The 19,990-nt window shown below is 70.6% G+C and carries 15 protein-coding genes and 1 tRNA gene; 9 read left to right on the plus strand and 7 right to left on the minus strand.

Annotated elements, in window-relative coordinates:
- Positions 1 to 23: 23 nt before the first annotated feature.
- Positions 24 to 1,529, plus strand: a complete 1,506-nt coding sequence (locus Bra3105_RS14545) for a lipase maturation factor family protein (RefSeq protein ID WP_228357424.1) — start codon at positions 24 to 26, stop codon at positions 1,527 to 1,529.
- Here Bra3105_RS14545 and Bra3105_RS14550 read toward each other — a convergent pair.
- Positions 1,510 to 2,835: a calcium:cation antiporter family protein gene (locus Bra3105_RS14550; RefSeq protein WP_228357425.1), complete on the minus strand. Its 1,326-nt coding sequence runs from the start codon at positions 2,833 to 2,835 to the stop codon at positions 1,510 to 1,512. The genes Bra3105_RS14545 and Bra3105_RS14550 overlap by 20 nt on opposite strands.
- 85 nt (positions 2,836 to 2,920) lie before the next feature.
- Here Bra3105_RS14550 and Bra3105_RS14555 point away from each other — a divergent pair, with 85 nt between their 5' ends.
- Complete coding sequence (locus tag Bra3105_RS14555; RefSeq protein ID WP_200502572.1) at positions 2,921 to 3,247, plus strand: ArsR/SmtB family transcription factor; 327 nt, start codon at positions 2,921 to 2,923, stop codon at positions 3,245 to 3,247.
- An 83-nt stretch (positions 3,248 to 3,330) separates the two neighbouring features.
- Here Bra3105_RS14555 and Bra3105_RS14560 read toward each other — a convergent pair whose 3' ends face one another.
- A complete protein-coding gene (locus tag Bra3105_RS14560) occupies positions 3,331 to 4,098 on the minus strand; it encodes an alpha-ketoglutarate-dependent dioxygenase AlkB family protein (RefSeq protein ID WP_228357426.1) in 768 nt (255 codons plus the stop codon).
- 224 nt (positions 4,099 to 4,322) lie between these two features.
- Between Bra3105_RS14560 and Bra3105_RS14565 the strand changes: the two genes are divergently transcribed.
- The 3 genes from Bra3105_RS14565 to ppc all read left to right on the plus strand — a co-directional run bounded on the left by Bra3105_RS14565 (position 4,323) and on the right by ppc (position 8,111).
- Entirely contained in the window at positions 4,323 to 4,814 is a 492-nt protein-coding gene (locus tag Bra3105_RS14565) for a peroxiredoxin (RefSeq protein WP_228357428.1), read from the plus strand.
- A gap of 162 nt (positions 4,815 to 4,976) precedes the next feature.
- Positions 4,977 to 5,065, plus strand: a tRNA-Ser gene (locus Bra3105_RS14570).
- Between the two features lie 217 nt (positions 5,066 to 5,282).
- Positions 5,283 to 8,111 (plus strand): phosphoenolpyruvate carboxylase, encoded by a 2,829-nt coding sequence (gene ppc, locus Bra3105_RS14575; RefSeq protein WP_407650882.1) that lies wholly within the window; start codon positions 5,283 to 5,285, stop codon positions 8,109 to 8,111.
- A 208-nt stretch (positions 8,112 to 8,319) separates the two neighbouring features.
- Here the strand turns inward: ppc and Bra3105_RS14580 are convergent, their stop codons facing one another.
- The 3 genes from Bra3105_RS14580 to Bra3105_RS14590 form a co-directional block, all read right to left on the minus strand.
- A complete protein-coding gene (locus Bra3105_RS14580; RefSeq protein ID WP_228357429.1) occupies positions 8,320 to 9,438 on the minus strand; it encodes a hypothetical protein in 1,119 nt (372 codons plus the stop codon).
- Between the two features lie 135 nt (positions 9,439 to 9,573).
- Positions 9,574 to 10,674: an IS30 family transposase gene (locus tag Bra3105_RS14585; protein WP_228356471.1), complete on the minus strand. Its 1,101-nt coding sequence runs from the start codon at positions 10,672 to 10,674 to the stop codon at positions 9,574 to 9,576.
- Positions 10,675 to 10,915: 241 nt separating this feature from the next.
- Entirely contained in the window at positions 10,916 to 13,159 is a 2,244-nt protein-coding gene (locus Bra3105_RS14590) for an HAD-IB family hydrolase (protein WP_228357431.1), read from the minus strand.
- A 241-nt stretch (positions 13,160 to 13,400) separates the two neighbouring features.
- On the opposite strand from Bra3105_RS14590, the gene Bra3105_RS14595 reads away from it, so the two are divergent.
- The 4 genes from Bra3105_RS14595 to Bra3105_RS14610 all read left to right on the plus strand — a co-directional run bounded on the left by Bra3105_RS14595 (position 13,401) and on the right by Bra3105_RS14610 (position 17,191).
- Positions 13,401 to 14,180 carry an SDR family NAD(P)-dependent oxidoreductase gene (locus tag Bra3105_RS14595; RefSeq protein ID WP_200502592.1) on the plus strand — a complete coding sequence of 260 codons (780 nt, stop codon included), beginning with the start codon at positions 13,401 to 13,403 and terminating at the stop codon, positions 14,178 to 14,180.
- Positions 14,181 to 14,182: 2 nt separating this feature from the next.
- Positions 14,183 to 15,004 (plus strand): lysophospholipid acyltransferase family protein, encoded by an 822-nt coding sequence (locus Bra3105_RS14600; RefSeq protein ID WP_228357432.1) that lies wholly within the window; start codon positions 14,183 to 14,185, stop codon positions 15,002 to 15,004.
- The gene (locus Bra3105_RS14605) at positions 15,004 to 16,728 is read left to right on the plus strand and encodes an FAD-binding oxidoreductase (protein WP_228357433.1); all 1,725 of its coding nucleotides are present in this window, start codon (positions 15,004 to 15,006) and stop codon (positions 16,726 to 16,728) included. The genes Bra3105_RS14600 and Bra3105_RS14605 overlap by 1 nt, the downstream gene beginning before the upstream one ends.
- A gap of 73 nt (positions 16,729 to 16,801) precedes the next feature.
- Positions 16,802 to 17,191 carry a hypothetical protein gene (locus Bra3105_RS14610; RefSeq protein WP_200502599.1) on the plus strand — a complete coding sequence of 130 codons (390 nt, stop codon included), beginning with the start codon at positions 16,802 to 16,804 and terminating at the stop codon, positions 17,189 to 17,191.
- Between the two features lie 32 nt (positions 17,192 to 17,223).
- Here the strand turns inward: Bra3105_RS14610 and Bra3105_RS14615 are convergent, their stop codons facing one another.
- The gene (locus Bra3105_RS14615) at positions 17,224 to 18,333 is read right to left on the minus strand and encodes an alpha/beta hydrolase (RefSeq protein WP_228357434.1); all 1,110 of its coding nucleotides are present in this window, start codon (positions 18,331 to 18,333) and stop codon (positions 17,224 to 17,226) included.
- 106 nt (positions 18,334 to 18,439) lie between these two features.
- Complete coding sequence (locus Bra3105_RS14620; protein ID WP_228357435.1) at positions 18,440 to 19,594, minus strand: alpha/beta hydrolase; 1,155 nt, start codon at positions 19,592 to 19,594, stop codon at positions 18,440 to 18,442.
- Between the last annotated feature and the right edge of the window lie 396 nt (positions 19,595 to 19,990).

Consider the following 19,990-nt stretch of genomic DNA (forward strand, 5'->3'; position numbering starts at 1 on the left):
ATGATGGCACCGAGGTGACCGAGATGGAACTGCACGCCTGGCTCTCGCTGCTCGATGCCCGCGAGTACACGATCGCCCGCGAGGTGATCATGCGCGGCGTCGCCCTCGTGTTCGTGATCGCCTTCGCCTCGACGTGGAGGCAGTTCCCGGCGCTGCTGGGGGAGCGCGGACTGCTGCCCGCTCCGCGGTTCCTCGCCCGGCTCGAGGAGCGCGGCATACGCGGCGGCCCCACGCTCTTCCGCTTCTCGCGCACCCCCTACAGCGACCGGCTGCTGCGGGTCATGTGCGCGATCGGGATGCTGCTGGGTGCGGCGTGCGTGCTCGGCCTCCCGCAGCTCGGGCCCGCGTGGACCACGATCCCCGTCTTCCTCGTGATGTGGGGGCTCTACCTGTCCATCCACTCCGTGGGCCAGATCTTCTACGGTTTCGGCTGGGAGTCGATGCTGTTGGAGTGCGGTGCGGTCGTCGGCTTCCTCGGGTCCGACACGGTCGCCCCGCCCCTGCTGATCCTGCTGTTCCTGCGGTGGATGCTGCTGCGCCTGGAGTTCGGGGCCGGGATGATCAAGATGCGGGGCGATCCCGCCTGGCGCGACCTCACCGCGATGGAGCACCACCACCTCACCCAGCCCATGCCCGGCCCGCTGAGCAGGCGGGCGCACCTCATGCCGCGCTGGTGGCACCGGCTCGAGACCCTCGGCAGCCACGTGGTGCAGCTGGGCGCGATCTGGCTGATCCTGCTCCCGCAGCCCCTCGCCTCGATCGGCGCGAGCCTGGTGATCCTCACCCAGCTCTTCCTCATGCTCACCGGGAACTTCGCCTGGCTGAACCTGCTCACGATCCTCGTCGCCTTCAGTGCGATCAGCGACCCGTTCCTGCGCTGGATCACGGGCGGGCCCTGGCCCGGATGGGGCCTGCCGCACGGCCCCGGGGAAGGGCGCGGAGCGGCCGACGGCGGTGTCCTCGCCTCCTCGCCCCTGTGGTGGCACGTGCTGGTGATCGCGGTCGTCGCGGGGCTCGTCGTCCTCAGCGGGAAGCCGCTGAGGAACCTCTTCTCCTCGCACCAGCTCATGAACGCGAGCTTCAACAGGTGGCACCTCGTGAACGCCTACGGCGCCTTCGGGTCGATGACCAAGCAGCGCCACGAGGTCGAGATCGAAGGGACTCTCGCCGAGGACCCGGACGCGGCGGGCGAGGAGGAATGGCACCCCTATCTCTTCCACGGCAAGCCGGGTCCCCTCGCCCGGCGCCCACGGCAGTTCGCGCCCTACCACCTGCGACTGGACTGGCTGATGTGGTTCCTCGCCCTGCGGCCGGGCGCCGACCCCTGGTTCGCCGCGCTGTTGAAGAAGCTGCTCGAGGGCGATCCGCAGATCCGACGCCTGCTGCGGGCGGATCCCTTCGACGGGAGGGCGCCGACGGGCCTGCGGGTACGGCTGTTCGACTACCGCTACGCGAGCCGCGCGGAGCACCGCGCGAGCGGCGACCAGTGGGTCCGCACGGACCTCGGGATCATCGCCCGGCTGGGTTGAGGCGGTCGGCTCGGAGATCCATGCCCCCGTCGGGCGCGGTCCTGTCGGGTCTGGTCCCGTCGGGCGTGGTCCCCTCAGACGGGCCTCCGTCGGACGGACCCCCGTCGGGCCCCTCGGGCTCCCGGCGGAACGGGGCGGTGAGGGCGGGCAGGATCCCGCGACGGTGCAGGACGAACAGCGCGAGCGCGATCACGAGATAGGCCGCGGAGAGGATGAGGCGGCCGTGGGTCCCGGGCACCGCGAACTGCACGGTGAACAGGGCGAGCAGCGCGATCGCGCCCCAGCGGGGGAAGCGCAGGCCCAGCAGCAGGGCGACGCCCATCATGGTCTGCGCGGCGGTCAGCAGGATCTCCTCCACCTGGCGCGGGTCCAGGGCGAGCGTGCCGCTGCCGCCGCCCAGCGCGTAGGCGATGGGCAGGCTGCCCACGAGCATCGTCCACTGGTTGACCTTGGCGGAGATCAGCATGCCCAGCGCGGCCGCGGCCTTCCCGCGGGTCGCGAAGATGATGGCGACGATGAACTCGGGAGCCTCGGAGGCGAGCGGCGCGAGCCACTGCACGAGCAGGAACTGGTCGATCCCGAGGGTGCTGCCGGAGGCGACGAGGGCCTCGGCGAACGGCTCCGCGCAGGCGAGGATGATCAGCGCGGAGACCACGAAGAGGGCGATCACCACGGGGCGTCGGGTGCGCTGGGGCAGCGCGCCGATGCGCGCCGCGGTGCCCACCAGGTCGGGCTCCTCCTCGGCCCCGCCGCGCGCGATCCGCACCAGGTAGAACCCGAACCAGGCCAGCAGGATCACACCGAGGACCCAGCTGATGGTCGCGGTCAGCGGCATCACGAAGGCGAGCAGGGACGCGATGAGCAGGAAGCCCAGCTCGAGGCGGTGCGCGGGATCCAGGACGACCTCGCGCACGGTGCGCCCCGAGCGGCGCGAGGCGATCGTGACGCTCACCAGCACCACCACGGGCCAGCCGAGCCCCAGCAGCAGACGGTTGGAACCGGTCATGTTCGCGGCGGCGAACTGCACGTAGTCCGGCTCGGAGCCCGCGCGGAAAGCGAAATAGAGGTCCACGGCGTACTCGGGGAGCACGGCGATGATCGCGAGGATCGCGACGGCGAGACCGCCGCTGATGTCGACCTCTGCGGCCTCGGCTGCCCACGCGAGCACGAACGCCGCGGCGACCACGGCTGCGCCGAAGACGAGCAGTCCCACGAGCGAGGGGGCCTCGATCCCGCCGAGGCGGAGCACGAGCGCGGGCACGGCGACGAGGAAGCACAGCAGCGCGGGGCGGATCGATCTCAGCACGTCGGACACACTGTCAGACGTTTAGGCAGGTATGCAAGTGTCGAAGCGTGCATGGTGAGACGCAAGACGGTGACACAATGAATTAATGGGCATTGAACCGACGAGGCAACAACTGGAGACCGTGGCGCGCACCTTCGCGCTGCTCAGCTCTCCCACGCGTCTGCACCTCGTCGCCCTCGCCGTCGCCGGCGAGCTGGACGTCAGCGCCCTCGCCCACGAAGCGGGCATCACCGTCGCCACAGCCAGCCAGCACCTCAGCAAGATGCGCCTGGCCGGCCTGGTCTCCGCGCGGCGCGACGGCCGCCGCCTCTTCTACACGGTCGACGACCCCCACGTGGTGATGGTCGTGCAGCAGATGTTCGAGCACATCGCCCCCGACGGCACCCTGGCGCCGGATCCGGTCGACGAGTAGACGGGTCGGTCGGGTCGGGTCGTCGGTCGTCGGTCGGTCAGGCCGGGGCGGCGCGGCAGGGGACAGCGGGGTCGACGGGGCCGTCAGCCTTCGAGCCCGGTCTCCCGCAGCGTGATGTTCAGCCGTCCCTCCGTGATCCCGCAGCCTTCCGGCGCCGTGCCCGGCTGGATCCTGGTGACGCCGTGGAAGGCGAGACGGGCGGGGCCGCCGAAGACGAACAGGTCCCCGGACTCGAGCGTGATGTCCTCGTACGGCTTCGTGCGCGCCTCGGTGTTGCCGAAGCGGAACGTGCACGCGTCGCCGATCGACAGCGAGACCACGGGGGCGAGCGAGCGCTCGTCCTTGTCCTGGTGCATGCCCATCTTCGCCGCGGCGGAGTAGTGGTTCACCAGGGCCGTGTCGGGGGAGTAGAGGCGGCTGGGAGCGGAGGAGGAGTCGCTGCTGCCTCTGCCGCCGGGGGCGCCGGAGGTGTCGGGCTGTGCGGACATCGCGGCGAGCTCGGGATCGTGCTCCGCGGCCGCCGCGATCGCCGAACGGCCCAGGCGGGTCATCCAGTCCGGGAACGGCAGCACACGGTTGCCGTTCACGTCGACCGCCTCCCGCGAATACGCGTAGGGGCGCCAGTGCCAGCCCAGGCACACCGTTCGCACGCTCATCTCGTGTCCGCGCACCTTCGGGGAGCGCGGCGGCACGGGCCCGTCGGCCCATTCCTCGAAGCGCGCGGAGATCCAGGCCTGCTGGTCCAGGCGCAGGAATCCCGGCACCCAGACTGCCCCCGGTCCGAGCGCCCGCGCGGGGCGGGGGAGCAGATCATCGCCGAAGAGGGAGCCGTCCTCGCGCTGCGCATCCATGGAACCGATCCTCGCAGACCGGGCCGACGGAACCGATGGGGCCGCCGCGTACTCGCGGACCCGCCGACGGCGCACCGATGAACCGGCCGCGCCTCCCTGTCTCTCGAGCCCTTCGCGCGTCGGCCCGTGTCCGTACAGTGGCGGGAGCAGAGCGACCCGCCGACCCCGGCCGCCCGCGAGGGCTGCGCCGCTCATCGGCCCGACCACCCAGGAGAGACGCATCCATGCCGACGACCCCCGCCGCAGGCGGCCCCGTGAAGCTCGCCGTGGGCGACATGGCCCCCGACTTCGATCTGCCCACCGCCGACGGCGGCCGCGTGAGCCTCACCGACCTCCGCGGCGCCCCGGCGCTGATCTGGTTCTACCCGGCGGCGAACACGTCCCTGTGCACGAAGGAGGCCTGCGACCTGCGCGATCACCACGACATGTTCACCGCGCAGGGGTACCGGGTGGTCGGCATCTCCCCGGACGCCATCGAGGATCTGAAGACCTTCGCGGCGAAGCAGGTCCTTCCGTACACGCTCGCGAGCGACGAGTCGAAGGACGTGCTGCGCTCCTACGGCGCCTTCGGTGAGAAGAACATGTACGGCAAGATCGTCGAGGGCGTCATCCGCTCCACGTTCGCCGTGGACGCCGAGGGGCGCCTGACCTACGTGAAGTACCGCGTGGGCACGCCCAAGCAGATCGCCGACCTGCAGGCGAAGCTCGGGCTCTGAGGTCGGCCGCCTGTTGACGTGACATGCGCCCGATCCGCCGTCGGCCCTTTTGCTGGCCCGTACGCCCTCCGCTACGATGAACGGCGTTGCGTGCACGCAGCGCTGATCCGGATCCGTTCCTGATCAACGCCGCAGGTCGCGCACCGCGCACCCGATGCGCGAGGAGACGTGGCAGAGCGGCCGAATGCGCTCCCCTGCTAAGGGAGTAGGCGGCAAAAACCGCCTCGGAGGTTCAAATCCTCTCGTCTCCGCCCGTGAGAGAGGGCCACACCGCAGGAGCTGGAGCTTCCTGGGGGTGGCCCTCTCGTCGTCCCGGGGCATGTGCCGGACGCTCCTGCTCACCCCCGCCGGATGAGACGCCTGCTCGCCTGTCGGGACGCGCCTGTACTCTTACCCAGACCGTTCAGAGCCGACACGGCCGTCGGCTGCTGTCGTCGGCCGTGCGCCGAGGTAGGAGCAGGAGGCCTAGTGTCAGACACAGGTGGCATCCACATCCCCACGCTGACCAGCGAGTTCCCCGTGGTCAGCGATGATCCGCACATCGACGCGCCACTGCGCGCGACTGTCCGCAGGCTGTCCACGCTGCTGGGTCGCACGCTCGCCGACCAGCATGGCCAGGGCCTGCTGGACCTCGTCGAGGACGTGCGCCGACAGACCAAGGAGGCCAAGCGCTCCGGCGACGCCGCGGAGGCGCAGGCCATCCAGAAGCGCCTGGCCGAGCTGCCGCACGCGCAGGCGACCGAGCTGACCCGCGCCTTCACCGAGTACTTCCTGCTCGCGAACGCCGCCGAGCAGCTCTACCGCGTTCGCGCGATCGACGAGAATCCGACCAGCGAGTCCTGGATCCCGCGCACCGTCGCGGAGATCCACGAGACCCTGGGCTCCGAGGCGCTGCAGCAGGCCGTCGACTCGCTCGACATCGAGCTCGTCTTCACCGCGCACCCCACCGAGGCCTCGCGCCGTGCGGTGCTCACCAAGCTGCGCAACGTCTCCGACCTGCTGGCCGAGGAGACGGAGGAGGGCACGCCCGAGCGCCGCCGCCAGGACCGTCACCTCGCCGAGCTCATCGAGATGCTCTGGCAGACCGACGAGCTGCGCAGCACCCAGCCCACTCCGCAGGACGAGTCCCGCAACGCGCTGTACTACCTGCGCGGCATCTACCGCCACACCATGCCGGGTCTCATCGACGACCTGCGCGAGGAGCTGCGCGCCCACGGCGCCGACCTGCCCGAACGCGCCGTCCCGCTGCGCTTCGGCACCTGGATGGGCGGCGACCGCGACGGCAACCCGTACGTCACGGCCGACGTCACCCGCGAGGTGCTCGGTCTGCAGGCCGAGGCCGCGATCGACGTGTCGGTGCAGATTGTCTCCGACCTCATCGGCGATCTCTCCGAGTCCTCGACCCTGGTCGGCGAGGACGACGCCCTGCAGGCCTCGATCGATGCCGACGTCGAAGCCGGCGGCTCCGTCGACGAGGAGCAGCAGCGGATGTACGCCGCCGAGCCCTTCCGTCTCAAGCTCGGCGCCATCCGCACGAAGCTCGAGCACACCCGCGAGCGCATGCGTGAGGGCTCGGCCCATGTGCACGGTCGCGACTACCTCTCGGCCGACGAGCTCCTGGACGACGTCCAGGTGGTGCGCGACGCCCTGGCCCGTCACAAGGGCCGCCGCGCGGCCGACGGGGCGATCGCCGTCGCCCTGAACCTGCTGGCCGGCATCCGCCTCACCCTCGCCACGCTCGACGTGCGCGAGCACTCCGAGAAGCACCACGACGTGCTCGCCGCGATGTTCGACCGCCTCGGCGAGCTCGACCGCCCCTACGGCGAGCTCAGCCGCGCCGAGCGCGGCGAGGTGCTGGGCTCCGAGCTCACGAGCCGTCGGCCGATGTACGGGGCCTCCCTCGCCGAGGAGGACTCGATCCTCGACGACTCGACCGCCGGCACCTACCGGGTGTTCACCGAGATCCGCAACGCCCACAAGCGCTACGGGACCGACGTCATCCAGACCTACATCGTCTCGATGACCCACGGGGCCGACGACATCTTCGGCGTCGCTCTGCTGGCCCGCGAGGCGGGCATCGTCGACCTCTCGAGCGCCGACGACAAGCGCGCGGACCTCGACTTCGCGCCGCTGCTGGAGACCGTCGAGGAGCTGCGCCACGCCGGCGAGATCCTCGAGGAGCTCCTGAGCAACCCCGCGTACCGCGAGCTCGTGCGGCTGCGCGGCGACCAGCAGGAGATCATGCTGGGCTACTCGGACTCCAACAAGGAGTCCGGCGTGGTCACCTCGCAGTGGGAGATCCACCAGGCCCAGCGCACCCTGCGCGACGTCGCAGCCCGCCACGGCGTCACCCTGCGGCTGTTCCACGGCCGCGGAGGATCCGTCGGGCGCGGCGGCGGTCCGACGTACGACGCGATCCTCGCGCAGCCCTACGGCGTGCTCGACGGAACGATCAAGTTCACCGAGCAGGGCGAGGTCATCTCCGACAAGTACACGCTGCCGGTGCTCGCGCGGGAGAACCTCGACCTCACGATCGCGGCGGTCCTGCAGGCCACGGCGCTGCACACCGAGCCGCGCACCACGCCCGAGCAGCTCGAGCGCTTCGGCTCGGTGATGGAGAAGGTCTCCGACGCGGCCTTCGCGCGCTACCGCACCCTCGCCGACGATCCGGACCTGCCCGAGTACTTCGTGACCTCCACCCCCGTGGAGCAGCTGGGCGACCTGAAGATCGGCTCGCGGCCCTCGAAGCGCACCACCTCGGAGAAGGGCCTCGACGGCCTGCGCGCGATCCCGTGGGTGTTCGGCTGGACGCAGTCGCGCCAGATCGTCCCCGGCTGGTTCGGCGTCGGCTCGGGCCTCAAGGCGGCCCGCGAGGCCGGCTACGAGGACGACCTGCACGAGATGCTGGGCAACTGGCACTTCTTCCGCACCGTCATCAGCAACATCGAGATGACGCTCGCGAAGACCGACATGGACATCGCCGCCCACTACGTGCACTCCCTCGTGCCGGAGAACCTGTGGCCGCTCTTCGAGCGGATCCGCGAGGAGTACGAGCTGTCCGTCGCCGAGGTCGAGCGCCTCACCGGCGTGCTCGACCTCCTGGACGGCCAGCCGATCCTCAAGCGGACCCTCGCCGTGCGGGACCGCTACCTCGACCCGATCAACTACATGCAGGTCGCGATGCTGCAGCGCTTCCGTGCGGTCGCCGAGAGCGGCGAGGAGCCCTCCGAGGAGCTCCAGCGCGCCCTGCTCACCACGATCAACGGCATCGCCGCGGGGATGAAGAACACCGGGTGAGCCCGGCGGCGGCCGCCCGGCGGCGGCCGCCGGCTTCGGCGGCGCCCTGTCGCGGCGCCCCATCGCGGTCTCCTCCGGCCGCCGTGCTCGCACCGCACCACTGTTCTGCGCGGGTTTCCGGACCTTTCCGTCAAGCGAAAGGTCCGGAAACCCGCGCAGACGTGCGTGGTGGCCGTTGTGTTGGCCTCCACCGTCCACCGTCCACCGGCTACGGCTCGCCGGGGCGCTGGGTGCGCGGCGGCGCGCACCGTCGACCGAGGCACGCCTCGTTCCGACCGGCCCAGTTCTCCGCGGGAGGAGCCGGTGCGCCTGCGGCGAGGAACGCTCTGCGCATGCCCGCGAGGAAGCGTGCCGGCCGCTCGATGTCCTGTGCCGTCGCCGAGCGGATGTTCCATCCCACGGAGCTCAGTGCGTCGCGTCTGGCCTCGTCGTCGCGCCAGCGGCCCTTGTCCGTGCGATGGATGTCGCCCTGGTACTCCGCTCCGATCAGCAGGCCCGGGTAGGCGTCGTCGATGCGGCGCGTACGGCCCGGTGAGTCGGGATCTCGCACGGTGTGATTGGGGACGGGCTCGGGGAACCCTGCACGCACCAGGAGCAGGCGCAGGCGCGTCTCGCCAGGGGACTCGACATTCGGCCGCGCGAGGCGCAGGGCATCTCCCACGGCCGGGCGCCCTCGCGACGAGGGCCGTTCCAGCAGGAATGCGTCGATGTCCGATGTCGTCGTGCCGGGGATCGGCGACGACGGTCCGATGAGGTGGTCCAGCAGGATGACGAGCTCGTCGAGGTCGAGAGCTGCGGCGAGCTGGCAGACCACGTCGATCGGGTGGGAGAGGACCAGCCCTCCGTGGTGCAATACCCAGTCCCCGGGTCGGCCCCGGTGCACCACCGCATGTGGGCCGGCTGTGCGACGCGCATCCCGTGGCACCGAGCAGTGGAGCGGGGGAGGCTGCCAGGACGTCGTCGGCGTCTGGGACGTGCCGTCGCGTCCCTTGCCCGCCGGCACGCTGCTGGGCACCACCCAGACCCCGTCCCTGTGCTTCCCGTGCTCGTGCAGCGTGCCGATGCCGCGGTCGAACCACCAGGGCAGGGGCATGCCGAGCAGGGCGGCGGCCGTGGAATGGCTGATGATGGCGTCGTGGATGATCGTGCCCTGGAGCAGGTGGCACAGATCGTTCAGAGAGGCCGGAGCGGACGTCGGCGTGTAGTGATTCGGGAGCACGCGGGTGAGGTCGCCGCCGCGCAGCCTCCGCGTCGACATCCCCAGGGCGAGCAGCTGCTCGCGGGACTGGAGGGATCCGGGGCGGAGCGGGACGGAGCGACGCGGCATGGCGCGAAGCTACGTCGAACCCACCACGCGGATGCCCCGATTCCGGGCGCTGTGGACGCACCAGGCCGGGGGAGGAACGACGAGCAACGATCTCGGGCGGGTTTGCGGACCATTCAGCTGGGCGGATTCAAGGGGTCATCGCAACAGGTACTCCTGGATCATCTCGTATGGCGTGGCGAAGGCCAACCGTTTGCGGGGGCGTCGGTTCAGGAGGTCGGCGATGTAGTCCAGATCTTCTTGACTGTGGATCGAGAGATCGGTGCCCTTGGGGAAGTACTGGCGGAGAAGCCCGTTGGTGTTCTCGTTCGTCGCGCGCTGCCACGGTGAGTGAGGGTCTGCGAAATACACGTCGATGCCCGTCATATTCGTGACCTGACGATGCTGGTGCATCTCCTTGCCTTGGTCCCACGTCAACGTTGCTCTCAGCGTGTCCGGGAGAGCGGCGAGTTTTTCGATCAATCCATCGCGGGTCGCTTCGACTCGTGACTTGGTGGGGTCCAGATGCACCAGGATCACGTAGTTCGAACGTCTCTCGACCACGGTCCCGATCGCCGAGGCCCCGTTCTTGCCCACGATCAGATCGCCTTCCCAATGCCCGGGAACACTGCGGTCCAGCGCCTCGGCCGGCCGCTCCCAGATCGAGACCATGTCCTTGATCCGCCCCCGGCGCCTCTGCGCGCTGCGGCGGGGATGTCTGACTGTGCGTCCGGTGCGGGTCAGCGCCTTCAGCTCGCGCTTGAGACCACCTCTGGCCTGCAGGTAGATGGTCCGGTAGACCGTCTCGTGGCTCACGTGGAACCTCGGGTCGTCGGGATGCTCACGGCGCAAGCGTCCCACGACCTGCTCGGGCGAGTGGCCCTCGTCGAGGCCGTGTTGGACCGCAGCGTGGAGGACCGGGTCGGAAGGGATCTTCAGTTCCTTCGCACGGCGGCGCTTCTCAAAGGCGTCACGTCGAGCGCGTGAGGGTGCGTACTCGCCCCGAGTTCCTTTTGCCGAGCCCCGCCGCACTTCACGCGAAATCGTGGACGGGGCCCGGTCCAGGACCTTCGCGATATATCGGATCGAGCGTCCCTCGATGAGGAGTTCCTTGATCCTGAACCGCTCTCCATCGGTGATATAGCGATCAGGATCCTTCCACCGAGCCGGAGCAATACCGGCCGTGGCCCGGACATACAGAGCCAACGTGGCATGGCTCGTATCGATCTCGTCGGCGATATCCCGCAGTGCTAGCCCCATAGAACGAGCATGCCAGAACCGCTCGATCTTCCAACGAGGCCCCATCTCGAACCCAGGCCTCCCACGACCAACCACAACACCCTCCTCACGTCGAGTGTTGCGACCACCCCTAGAACCCGCGCTGTGTGAATGGTCCGCAATCCCGCCCAGAATCATCGGGGCGACGGGCGACGGGCGACGGGCGACGGGCGACGGGCGACGTCGGCGCGGGCAGCGAGAGGCGGCCGCCCCGCCCCCCGCCTCACCACTCGAGGATGGACCAGCGCTTCTTCTTGGCGACGGAGTAGAGGCCCAGGTCGGGGGAGACCGCCGAGGGCGTGCCGACGAGCTCGAGCCAGGAGGCGTCGGCATGGGAGTCGCCGTAGCCGTAGGACTTCTTGAGGTCGGCGCCGTGCTCGTCGGCGTACTTGCGCAGCCAGTTGGCGCGGGCCTCGTCGACCACCGGGGGAGTGGCGAGGTAGCCGCTCATCACGCCGTCGGAGGTGACGTCCATGCGGGTGGCGACGATGTCGTCGAACAGTCCGGCGAGCGGCTCGACGAGCACGTCGAGTGCACCGGTGACCAGCACGGTGCGGTGGCCCGCGCGGCGGTGCTGCTCGATGAGTTCGAGCGCCTCGGGGCGGATCGAGGAGCGGATCGAGCGGCCCAGGCTGCCGGAGAGCAGCTGCTCGAGCTCCTCGCGGCGGTAGCCCTTGTAGCGGCGGTTGACCAGGCGGATCAGCTCGGAGCGGTCGCGCTTCTCGGCCCGCAGGTAGGAGGGCACCGAGCGCAGCAGGGAGCCGATCTCCCCGGGCCACGAGGTGGCCGGCTTGGTCGCGCGCACCACCGAGAGGTACTGCTGGATGATGTTCGCGCCGACCACGGTGCCGTCGAGGTCGAAGACGGCGAGGGCGTCGCTCGCCTCCTTCATCTCCGGCGCGGGACGGTTCTGGCGGGCGCGCACCGCGGCGCGGCCGCGCGAGTACGCCTTGGTGAGCTCCGTGACGGCGGGCAGGTGGAGGTTGCGGAAGTAGTCGACCCAGTCCACCTTCGTGATGTCGAAGTCGTGGGTCGAGAGGAACTCCGCGGGCAGCTCCTCGCGCAGCGCGCGGGTGTTCGCGTCGTCGAAGACCATCTCGGTCTTCGTGTACTGGCGGTAGAGCTCGATGTACTTGCGCAGCGTGGTCAGGCCCGAGGCGTTGCGGTGCAGGGTCGTCGTCCACTCGCGGGTGCGGCGGGTCGCGGGCAGGCGGGAGACGACGGTCTGACCGGCCTTGGTGGCGATCTCCTTCATCCGGAAGCGCTGCTCGACGAGGTCGACGGACGGGAACGTCCAGTCGGGCACGACGATGTCCTTGCCGTCGTCGTCCTGCAGCGGGTGCTCGACGAAGTAGCCGCGCACGGCGTCGACCATCTCGTGGAAGGGCAGCGGGTTCGATCCGCCCGAGGCGACCTGGAAGTAGGCGTCGTCGCCGCGGCGGGAGACGTCCTGGGTCGCGAGCGCCACGATCACGTTGACCACGAAGTCGACGGGGATGATGTCGAGGATGGAGTCCGCGAGGCCCGGGAACTCGGGCAGCAGACCGCGGCCGAAGGCCATGATCAGCGGGTCGGCGACCTTGTAGCCGTCGATCCAGCCGGGGTAGGGGCGCTGCAGCGCGGACTCGATGATCGAGGGGCGCACGAAGGAGACGCGGTGGCCGGCGTCGGCCCACATCTCCTCGGCGACGCGCTCGGCCATCGCCTTGGTGAAGGTGTAGATGTCGGTCCAGCCGACGGACTGGGCGCGGGTGCGGCCGAAGTCGACGAGGCGCTCGTCGACCCACTGCTTGCGCGCCTCCTCGGCGGCGGCGGCGACGGCCTTGGGGCCCATGCGGCCGTCGCGCAGGCGGGCGATGCGCATCTGGGTGCGCAGGTTCTCGGGCCGACGGGACTCGGCCTCGACGCGCTGGCGGGCCGCCTGGGAGGCCTCGAACTCGGCCTTCCAGTCGACGCCGTGCTCGAGGCGGCCCTCGCGGCGCAGACCCTTGGAGATGCCGCCCACGTACGCGGTGGACACGTGGATGACGTGGGGGTCCTGGCCGGAGTCCAGGAGCGCCTGGTAGAGGTTGCGCGCGCCGCCGACGTTGGTGCGGAACGCATCGTCGATCGGCGGGTCGAAGGACACGGAGGACGCCGAGTGGATGACGGTGTCGTAGCTCTTGTCGAGCGCCGGCATCGCGGTGAGGTCGCCCTCGAGCACGTCGACGCGCGAGTCGAAGGCCGCGCGCACGGTGTCCTTGCCCACGCGGTCGGCCCACGAGGAGAACACGGGCTTGCGCAGCAGGCCCTCGAGGCGCTTGCGGCCGGTCAGCGTCCCCTTCGCGCGCACGACGGCGGTCACGCGGACGTCGTCGGTGTACTCGAGGAGCGACTGCAGGACGGCCTGGCCGAGGAAGCCGGTGACACCGGTCAGCAGGATCTCGCGCGGGCCGGAGCGCTCGGGGGACGGGGTGGGGTTGGACATGCGGTGTTCCCTCAGGTGCAGGTGGGCGGCCGACGTCCCGGCCGGGTGGGTCTCCCGGCCTCCGCCCGCCGGCGCGGCGGGCGTGCCCTACCGCGCAGGGGCGCGGGCGGACGTCGTGCACGGTCTCGTCCGACGGTAGCGCATGGGGCCTTCGACCACAGGTCGTCCGCGCTGGTGCGTGACGCGCACGACGGCCCGGACCCCCTCGGTGGGAGCACCTCGCCCATGTATCGTGGCCCGCATGCACAGGGCCCTTATCACCGGTGGGACCGCAGGCATCGGAGCGGCGTTCGCCAGGGCCTTCGCCCGGCGCGGCGTGGCCCTGGTGCTCGTGGCCCGCGACGACGCGCGCCTCCAGCAGGCCGCCGCCGAGCTGCGCACGAGCCACGGCGTCGAGGTCGAGACCCTCGTCGCCGATCTGGCCGATCGGGACGACCAGCAGAAGGTCGCCGACAGGCTCGAATCGACCGACGCCCCCGCGATCGACGTGCTCGTGAACAACGCCGGGTTCTCCGTGCGCGCCTCGCTGCTCGATCCCGACCTGAGCGAGCACGACCGCGGCTTCGAGGTCATGCAGCGGGCCGTCCTCAAGCTCGGCGGCGCCGCCGGTCGCGCGATGAGCGCGCGCGGCGAGGGCTGGATCATCAACATCGCGTCCGTGAGCGCCTTCATCACGCAGAACAACTACACGGCCATCAAGGCCTGGGTGACCAACTACTCCGAGTCGCTGAGCGTGCAGCTCGAGGGCACGGGCGTGCAGTCCACGGCCGTCACCCCGGGCTGGGTGCGCACGGAGTTCCACCAGCGCGCCGGCATCCGCGGCTCCTCGATCCCCGGGTTCCTCTGGCTGGACGCCGACGACCTCGCCGAGCAGGGCCTGAAGGACGTCGCCAAGGGGAAGGCCGTGAGCATCCCCGGCGGCCGCTGGAAGCTCATCACCGCGCTGCTGCGCTCGCTGCCCCGCCCGCTCGTGCACCGCCTCAGCTCCCTGCTCAGCTCCCGGCGCAGCAAGGAGCGCTGAGCATGGCAGGCAACGAGCCGGAGAAGGCCGACAAGCCCGCGAAGGCGGACAGGACCGCGCAGAACCCGCGCCACGACCAGTCCGTCTCCTCGCGCCTCCGCAGCCTCGGCTGGGATCCTCTGGACGAGGACACCCGCAAGTACCGCTCGCGCGCCCGCGCGGCCCTGCGCTTCGTGCTCCAGCGCGGACTGTTCCGCGGCCTGGTGCGCGCCAACGTCACCCAGACCGTGACGACCGCGCGCCGCGTGAAGGCGGTGCGCGGACCGTTCGTCCTGGTCGCGAACCACACCAGCCACCTCGATGCTCCGATGCTCGCCGAGGGACTGCCCTGGGCGCAGGCCCGCTACCTCTCCACGGGCGTGGCCGCGGACTACTTCTTCCACGTCTGGTACAAGCGCCTGTTCGTGCGCCTCCTGTTCAACGCGTACCCGATCGATCGCGACGGCTCGCGCAAGAACTCCGGCTTCTCCCGTCGCCTGCTGCGCAGCGGCGTCCCGATCCTCGTGTTCCCTGAGGGCGGGCGGCAGAAGACCGGCACCATGGGGGAGTTCAAGCCGGGTGCCGCGGCGCTCGCCTCGAGCGTCGGCGTCCCCATCATCCCCGCCGCCCTCGTCGGCGGCTACGAGGCGATGCCCAAGGGCCGCAGCTGGCCCAAGCCCGGTCGCCCGCCCGTCGGCGTCGTCTTCGGAGACCCGATGATGGCCCGCGACGGCGAATCCGTCGTCGACTACATGGAGCGCGTGCGCGCGGCCGTGGTCGACCTCTACGACACCAACTACGAGCAGATCCTGGGCCCCCGCACGGGACCCCGGGAGGAGCAGTGATGACCGCATCGCATTCCGCAGCCGATCTCACGGCGGCCGACGTCACCCGGCACAAGTGGTGGGGCTGGGGCATGGACGACGTCCGCTTCCGCTTCGACAACAAGCCCGCGTTCGCGCCGCTCGCGAAGAACAAGATCGGCGTGGATCTCGAGGCGATCACCCAGTTCGACGATCCCGAGCTCTCCGATCACGAGGTGCCCGCGGGGCGCCTGGGCGACGCCGAGCGCGCAGCGATCGTGGGCCTCGTGGGCGAGGCGAACGTGCGCACGGACGACGAGTACCGCGTGCTGCACTCCTTCGGCCGCTCCCTGCCGGACCTGTTCCACGTGCGCTCGGGCGATTTCGACCGCCTCGTCGACGCCGTGGTCTACCCCGGTGGCGAGGAAGAGGTCGCGGGCCTTCTGCGCCTGGCGATCGAGAAGGACCTCGTGCTGATCCCCTACGGCGGCGGCTCCTGCATCTCCGGCTCGGTCACCCCCGACCCGGCCGAGCAGCGCCCCGTGATCACCGTGAACCTGGGCCGCATGCGCCAGGTGCTCTCGATCGACGACACCGCGGGACTCGCGACCGTGCAGGCCGGCGTCTACGGCCCCGACCTCGAGGAGCAGCTCGCCGCCGAGGGCTGGACGATGGGCCACTTCCCGGACTCCTTCACCTACTCGACGCTGGGCGGATGGGCCGCGACCCGCTCCTCGGGCATGCAGTCCGACAAGTACGGCGACATCGAGGACATCGTGCGCGGCATGCGCGTCGTGCACCCCGAGGGGACCGTCGTCACCAACCCGATCCCCGGCCGCGACTCCGGTCCGAGCGTCCACGAGATGATCCTGGGCTCCGAGGGCCGGATGGGCATCATCACCGAGCTCACCGTGCAGGTGCACCGCCTGCCGCAGGTGCGCCAGGTCATCGCCTACATGTACCCCGACTGGGAGCACGGCATCCGCGGCATGCACGCGATCGCCCGCTCGACCGACGTCTCGCCCACCTTCACCCGCCTCTCCGACGGCCCCGAGACCGAGTTCAGCCTCGCCATGGTCAAGGAGCCCACGTCGACCAAGGGCAGGGTCGCCGCGAAGGTGCAGGACGGCCTCTTCGCCTACCTGCGCTCCAAGGGGTGGGACACGAGCGAGGAGATGAGCATCTCCTACGTGTGCTTCGAGGGCACCAAGGAGACCGTCGAGCACCAGAAGTCGGTCGTGAAGAAGCTGGTCAAGGGCGCGGGCGGAATCACGCTGGGCGCCGGACCGGGTGCGATCTACGACCAGAAGAAGTTCGACACCCCGTACCTGCGCGACTTCCTGCTGAGCTACCAGGTGTTCGGCGACGTCTGCGACACCGGTGCGACCTGGTCGAACATCAACGAGGTCCACGCGAAGGTCTACGAGGCATTCTACGAGGCGCAGCGGAAGCAGGGACTGCCCGGCTTCATGTTCTGCCACATGTCCCACAGCTACCACTCGGGCGCCTGCCTCTACTTCACCTTCGCCCTGAAGTACACGAGCCCGGACAAGGCGCTCGAGCAGTACTACAACGCCAAGCGCGCCGTGCAGCAGGCCTTCGTGGACCTGGGCTCCACGGTCTCCCACCACCACGCCGTGGGCACCGAGCACCAGCCCTGGCTCACCGAGGACATCGGCGAGCTCGGCGAGCACATCATCGAGGGGCTCTTCGCGCAGAACGATCCCGGCCGGAACCTCAACCCCGGCAAGGTCGTCACCCCCTGAGGGTGGGCGGGACACGCCTTCCCTCCGGTGACGCGCCCGTCGGACCACGCCCGCGTCGAGCGGAAGGGTCGGCATGAGTGACGTGCGCCTTGCGCTCTCGTGCGGGCCCTCGCGAGCGCGCGACCTCCTGCTCTCGCAGCTGGTGGCCGACGGATGGCGCGTGCGCGACGGGTGGCGCGTGCGCGCCCGGCCCGACGACGACGTGCGGGCGCTCCTCCTCGAGCGCGGGTCCATCCGGCGCAACGTCCTGCTGGGAGGCCTCGCGGGGCGCGGCCAGCACCTCGAGATGCGGATCGACGTGCGCTCTGACGAGCCGGGGAGCCTCGCCGTCTGCTCGTGGTCCGATGCGAGCCCGCGAGCGCTCGGCGGCGTCCTCGGTCAGCGCCGTGCCGAGCGCACCATGCGACGAACGGTGGCCGCCCTGCGCGGGTTCCTGGCCGACGAGGGGCTGCTGCGCACGTAGCCCTGCGCGCAGCGGCGCCCGTCGTCGACCGATCAGGCCCGGAGCGCGGCCATGATCCCGGGCAGGTCCTCCTCGAACGCCCGGTTCCAGGTGTCCCAATCGTGCTCATGGCCCGGCCAGACGGCGAAGTCGTGCTCGATCCCGGCAGCGTCCAGGGCGTCGTGGAAGTCCACGTTCGTCGGCTTCACACCGATCTCGGTGACGTCGGCCTGGATCTTCGCGATGGACAGCCCCAGCTGTGCGGCGATGTCGGGCGCCGCCTCGATGATCTTGTGGAGATCCGGGTTCAGGCCGTCGCCGCAGCGCAGGAACAGTCGCTTGCCCCGGTACCGCTCGACGTTCGAGAGCGGGTCGTACTGGAAGCGCACGTCGGACGCGGGCCAGCCCCACACCGCACCGGGAGGGTTCGTGGTCTGCCAGTAGCCGTTCTGCGCATCGGCGAGAGGGGCGAGCGCGATCGTCGCGTCGACGCCCGGTGCGGTGACGTCGGCCGGTCCGGAGTAGGCGCTCACGGAGAGGAAGCTGCTGTCGTACTTCTGGCCCAGGGCGAGCGCGCCGAACCCTCCCATCGACAGTCCCGCGATCGCCATCCGCGAGGGATCCGTGCGGAAGCTGTCATGGACGAAGGGCAGCACCTGCTCGATGATGAAGGTCTCCCAGTTCGCCTCGAGGCCCGGTCGGGGGAAGTTCGCGTTCGAGTAGAAGGATCCGCCTCCGCCGTCGGGCATGACGACGATGACGTCCTGGCCGGCGGTGGCCCCGACCGCGTTCCCTCCGCGCTCCGTCCAGTCCAGGAACATGCCCCAGCCCCCATGCAGGAGCAGCAGCACGGGGTAGGTCCGCTCCGTGTCGGCGTAGCCCTCGGGGAGCATCACGCGGAACGAGGGCGGGAAGGTCTTGACCTGGTCGGTGCTGACGCGGAAGTCGATCGAGCGCTTGGACGGCACCGGGGCGGGGAAGCCGCTCTCGAAGCGCAGACCGTGCGAGGCGGTGTAGGCCCCGGGGTCGAACGGGTCGGTTCCGGTCGCCTGCGCGGCGGGGGCGGCGGCCATGCTTCCCGCCGTCGTCATCGCGGCGGCCGCGGCGGTTCCCGCGAGCATCGTGCGGCGCGAGGGGCGGTGGGCGTGGGTCTGGTGGGTCATCGTCTCTCCTGAGGAGTGTGAAGTCTGGAGGGTGGAGTGTGGAGCGTGGCGCGCGGCCGTGCGGCCGTGCGGGCGCCGTCGGCGCCGCTGGGCGCGGGGGCCCCGCTCAGGCCTCGAGCGCCTGCATGATCCCGGGGAGGTCCTCGGCGAAGTTCTCGCGCCAGAGGGTCCAGTCGTGGGTGCGGCCCTTGTCCATGCGGTAGTCGTTCTCGATGCCCGCTGCGCTCAGCGCGCCCGCGAACCGCTCCATGTTCGGGTGCACGGGTCCCTCGATCACGTCCCCGCCGATCGTGTCCGCCTTCCGGCGGATCTGGTCGAGCAGATCGCCGTGACCCTGGAGGGCGGCGACGAAATCGATCCAGTTGCCGTCGCCGCTGCGGAGGAACACGCGCTTGCCGCGGTAGCGCTCGATGTTCTCGATCGGGTCGTAGGTCGAGGCGATCGGCGGAGCGAGGGAGGTGCCCCAGGTCGCGCCGGGGCCGTTCGCGGTGGCGGGGTACTTGCAGGCGTCGAAGATCGGGCAGGCGAGGATCGTGAAGGCGACGAGCCTGCCGTCGTCCGTGTCCAGGCGGCAGTCGCCGGGGCCCGAGTAGGAGCTGATCGAGGTGAAGAGGTCCTTGTACTTCTGCCCGAGCGCGAGCGCGCCCCAGCCGCCCATCGAGAGCCCGGCGATCGCCATGCGCGTCGGATCGGTGCGGAAGCTGTCGTGCACGAAGCCCAGGACCTGCTCGATGATGAAGGTCTCCCACGCGGCCTCGCGGCCGGGCAGCGGCGCGTTGGCGTTGGAGTAGAACGAGCCGGCGCCGCCGTCGGGCATGACGACGATGACGTCCTGATTCTCCGTGCGGGAGATCGCCTGGCCGCCTCCGCCCCCGTCGCCCCCGGACTCGCCGGTGTCGTCGGCGGACCACTGCGTGAAGTCCCCGCCGCGCCCGTGCAGCAGCAGGAGCACGGGATAGTCGCGGTCCGGCTCGTCGGCGTACCCGGCGGGGAGCGTCACCCGGAACGACGGCGGGAAGGTGCGGATCTTGGGGGCATGCACCCGGAAGTCGATCGAGCGCCATTCGGGGATGGCGACCGGGAAGCCGTCGACGAACGTGAAGCCGTGGGACGGCGTGTACGCCGAGGCCTCGTAGGGGTCGCTCACGGCGGCCCGCGCGGCGGACGGGGCGGCCAGCGGCGCCGCCATCAGGCCCGTGGCGGCGGCGGTGCCTGCGAAGAGGGCACGACGGGAGGGGCGAGCAGCGGACGAACGGGTCATCGGATCTCCTGTGATCGGTGCACGAGAAGCCGTGGCCGGGACGGAGACCGCCGCGCGAGCGCACCGACGCCGTGCGCCCGTCCGCTGCGGCCCGAAGAGCTCGCCGGGGGCACCGTCAGACTGCACGCGCCCTGGACAGGGGCGCAAGGGTCGCTGGTTGCCGCGGCGTGTCGGGATGGGAGGGCCGGGATCGGGGTCTCCGGGCGGGGACCGGGGTCAGGATCGGGGCCGGGACCGGCGGGCCGCGTCCCACCCAGGGGACGGGCCGTGCACCGAGGGGGCCGCGCGACCCTACGATGGTCACCACGTGGGAACGGAGCTGTGACGCAGACGCGCTGCCGCAGTCCCCGGCGGGAACGACGCCCGCACTCCACCCTGCAGGCCGACTGCACCCCA

Origin of the sequence: Brachybacterium halotolerans subsp. kimchii (assembly GCF_020792675.1) — a bacterium.
Taxonomy (GTDB): domain Bacteria; phylum Actinomycetota; class Actinomycetes; order Actinomycetales; family Dermabacteraceae; genus Brachybacterium; species Brachybacterium halotolerans.

Excerpts from the sequence above, each read along its gene's own strand:
- Bra3105_RS14555 (WP_200502572.1), top strand. The coding sequence starts at position 2,921 with ATGGGCATTGAACCGACGAGGCAACAACTGGAGACCGTGGCGCGCACC.
- Bra3105_RS14620 (WP_228357435.1), bottom strand. The coding sequence starts at position 19,594 with ATGACCCGTTCGTCCGCTGCTCGCCCCTCCCGTCGTGCCCTCTTCGCA.
- Bra3105_RS14590 (WP_228357431.1), bottom strand. The coding sequence starts at position 13,159 with ATGTCCAACCCCACCCCGTCCCCCGAGCGCTCCGGCCCGCGCGAGATC.
- Bra3105_RS14605 (WP_228357433.1), top strand. The coding sequence starts at position 15,004 with ATGACCGCATCGCATTCCGCAGCCGATCTCACGGCGGCCGACGTCACC.
- Bra3105_RS14565 (WP_228357428.1), top strand. The coding sequence starts at position 4,323 with ATGCCGACGACCCCCGCCGCAGGCGGCCCCGTGAAGCTCGCCGTGGGC.
- Bra3105_RS14580 (WP_228357429.1), bottom strand. The coding sequence starts at position 9,438 with ATGCCGCGTCGCTCCGTCCCGCTCCGCCCCGGATCCCTCCAGTCCCGC.
- Bra3105_RS14600 (WP_228357432.1), top strand. The coding sequence starts at position 14,183 with ATGGCAGGCAACGAGCCGGAGAAGGCCGACAAGCCCGCGAAGGCGGAC.
- Bra3105_RS14615 (WP_228357434.1), bottom strand. The coding sequence starts at position 18,333 with ATGACCCACCAGACCCACGCCCACCGCCCCTCGCGCCGCACGATGCTC.
- Bra3105_RS14560 (WP_228357426.1), bottom strand. The coding sequence starts at position 4,098 with ATGGATGCGCAGCGCGAGGACGGCTCCCTCTTCGGCGATGATCTGCTC.
- Bra3105_RS14545 (WP_228357424.1), top strand. The coding sequence starts at position 24 with ATGGAACTGCACGCCTGGCTCTCGCTGCTCGATGCCCGCGAGTACACG.
- Bra3105_RS14585 (WP_228356471.1), bottom strand. The coding sequence starts at position 10,674 with ATGGGGCTAGCACTGCGGGATATCGCCGACGAGATCGATACGAGCCAT.
- Bra3105_RS14610 (WP_200502599.1), top strand. The coding sequence starts at position 16,802 with ATGAGTGACGTGCGCCTTGCGCTCTCGTGCGGGCCCTCGCGAGCGCGC.
- Bra3105_RS14595 (WP_200502592.1), top strand. The coding sequence starts at position 13,401 with ATGCACAGGGCCCTTATCACCGGTGGGACCGCAGGCATCGGAGCGGCG.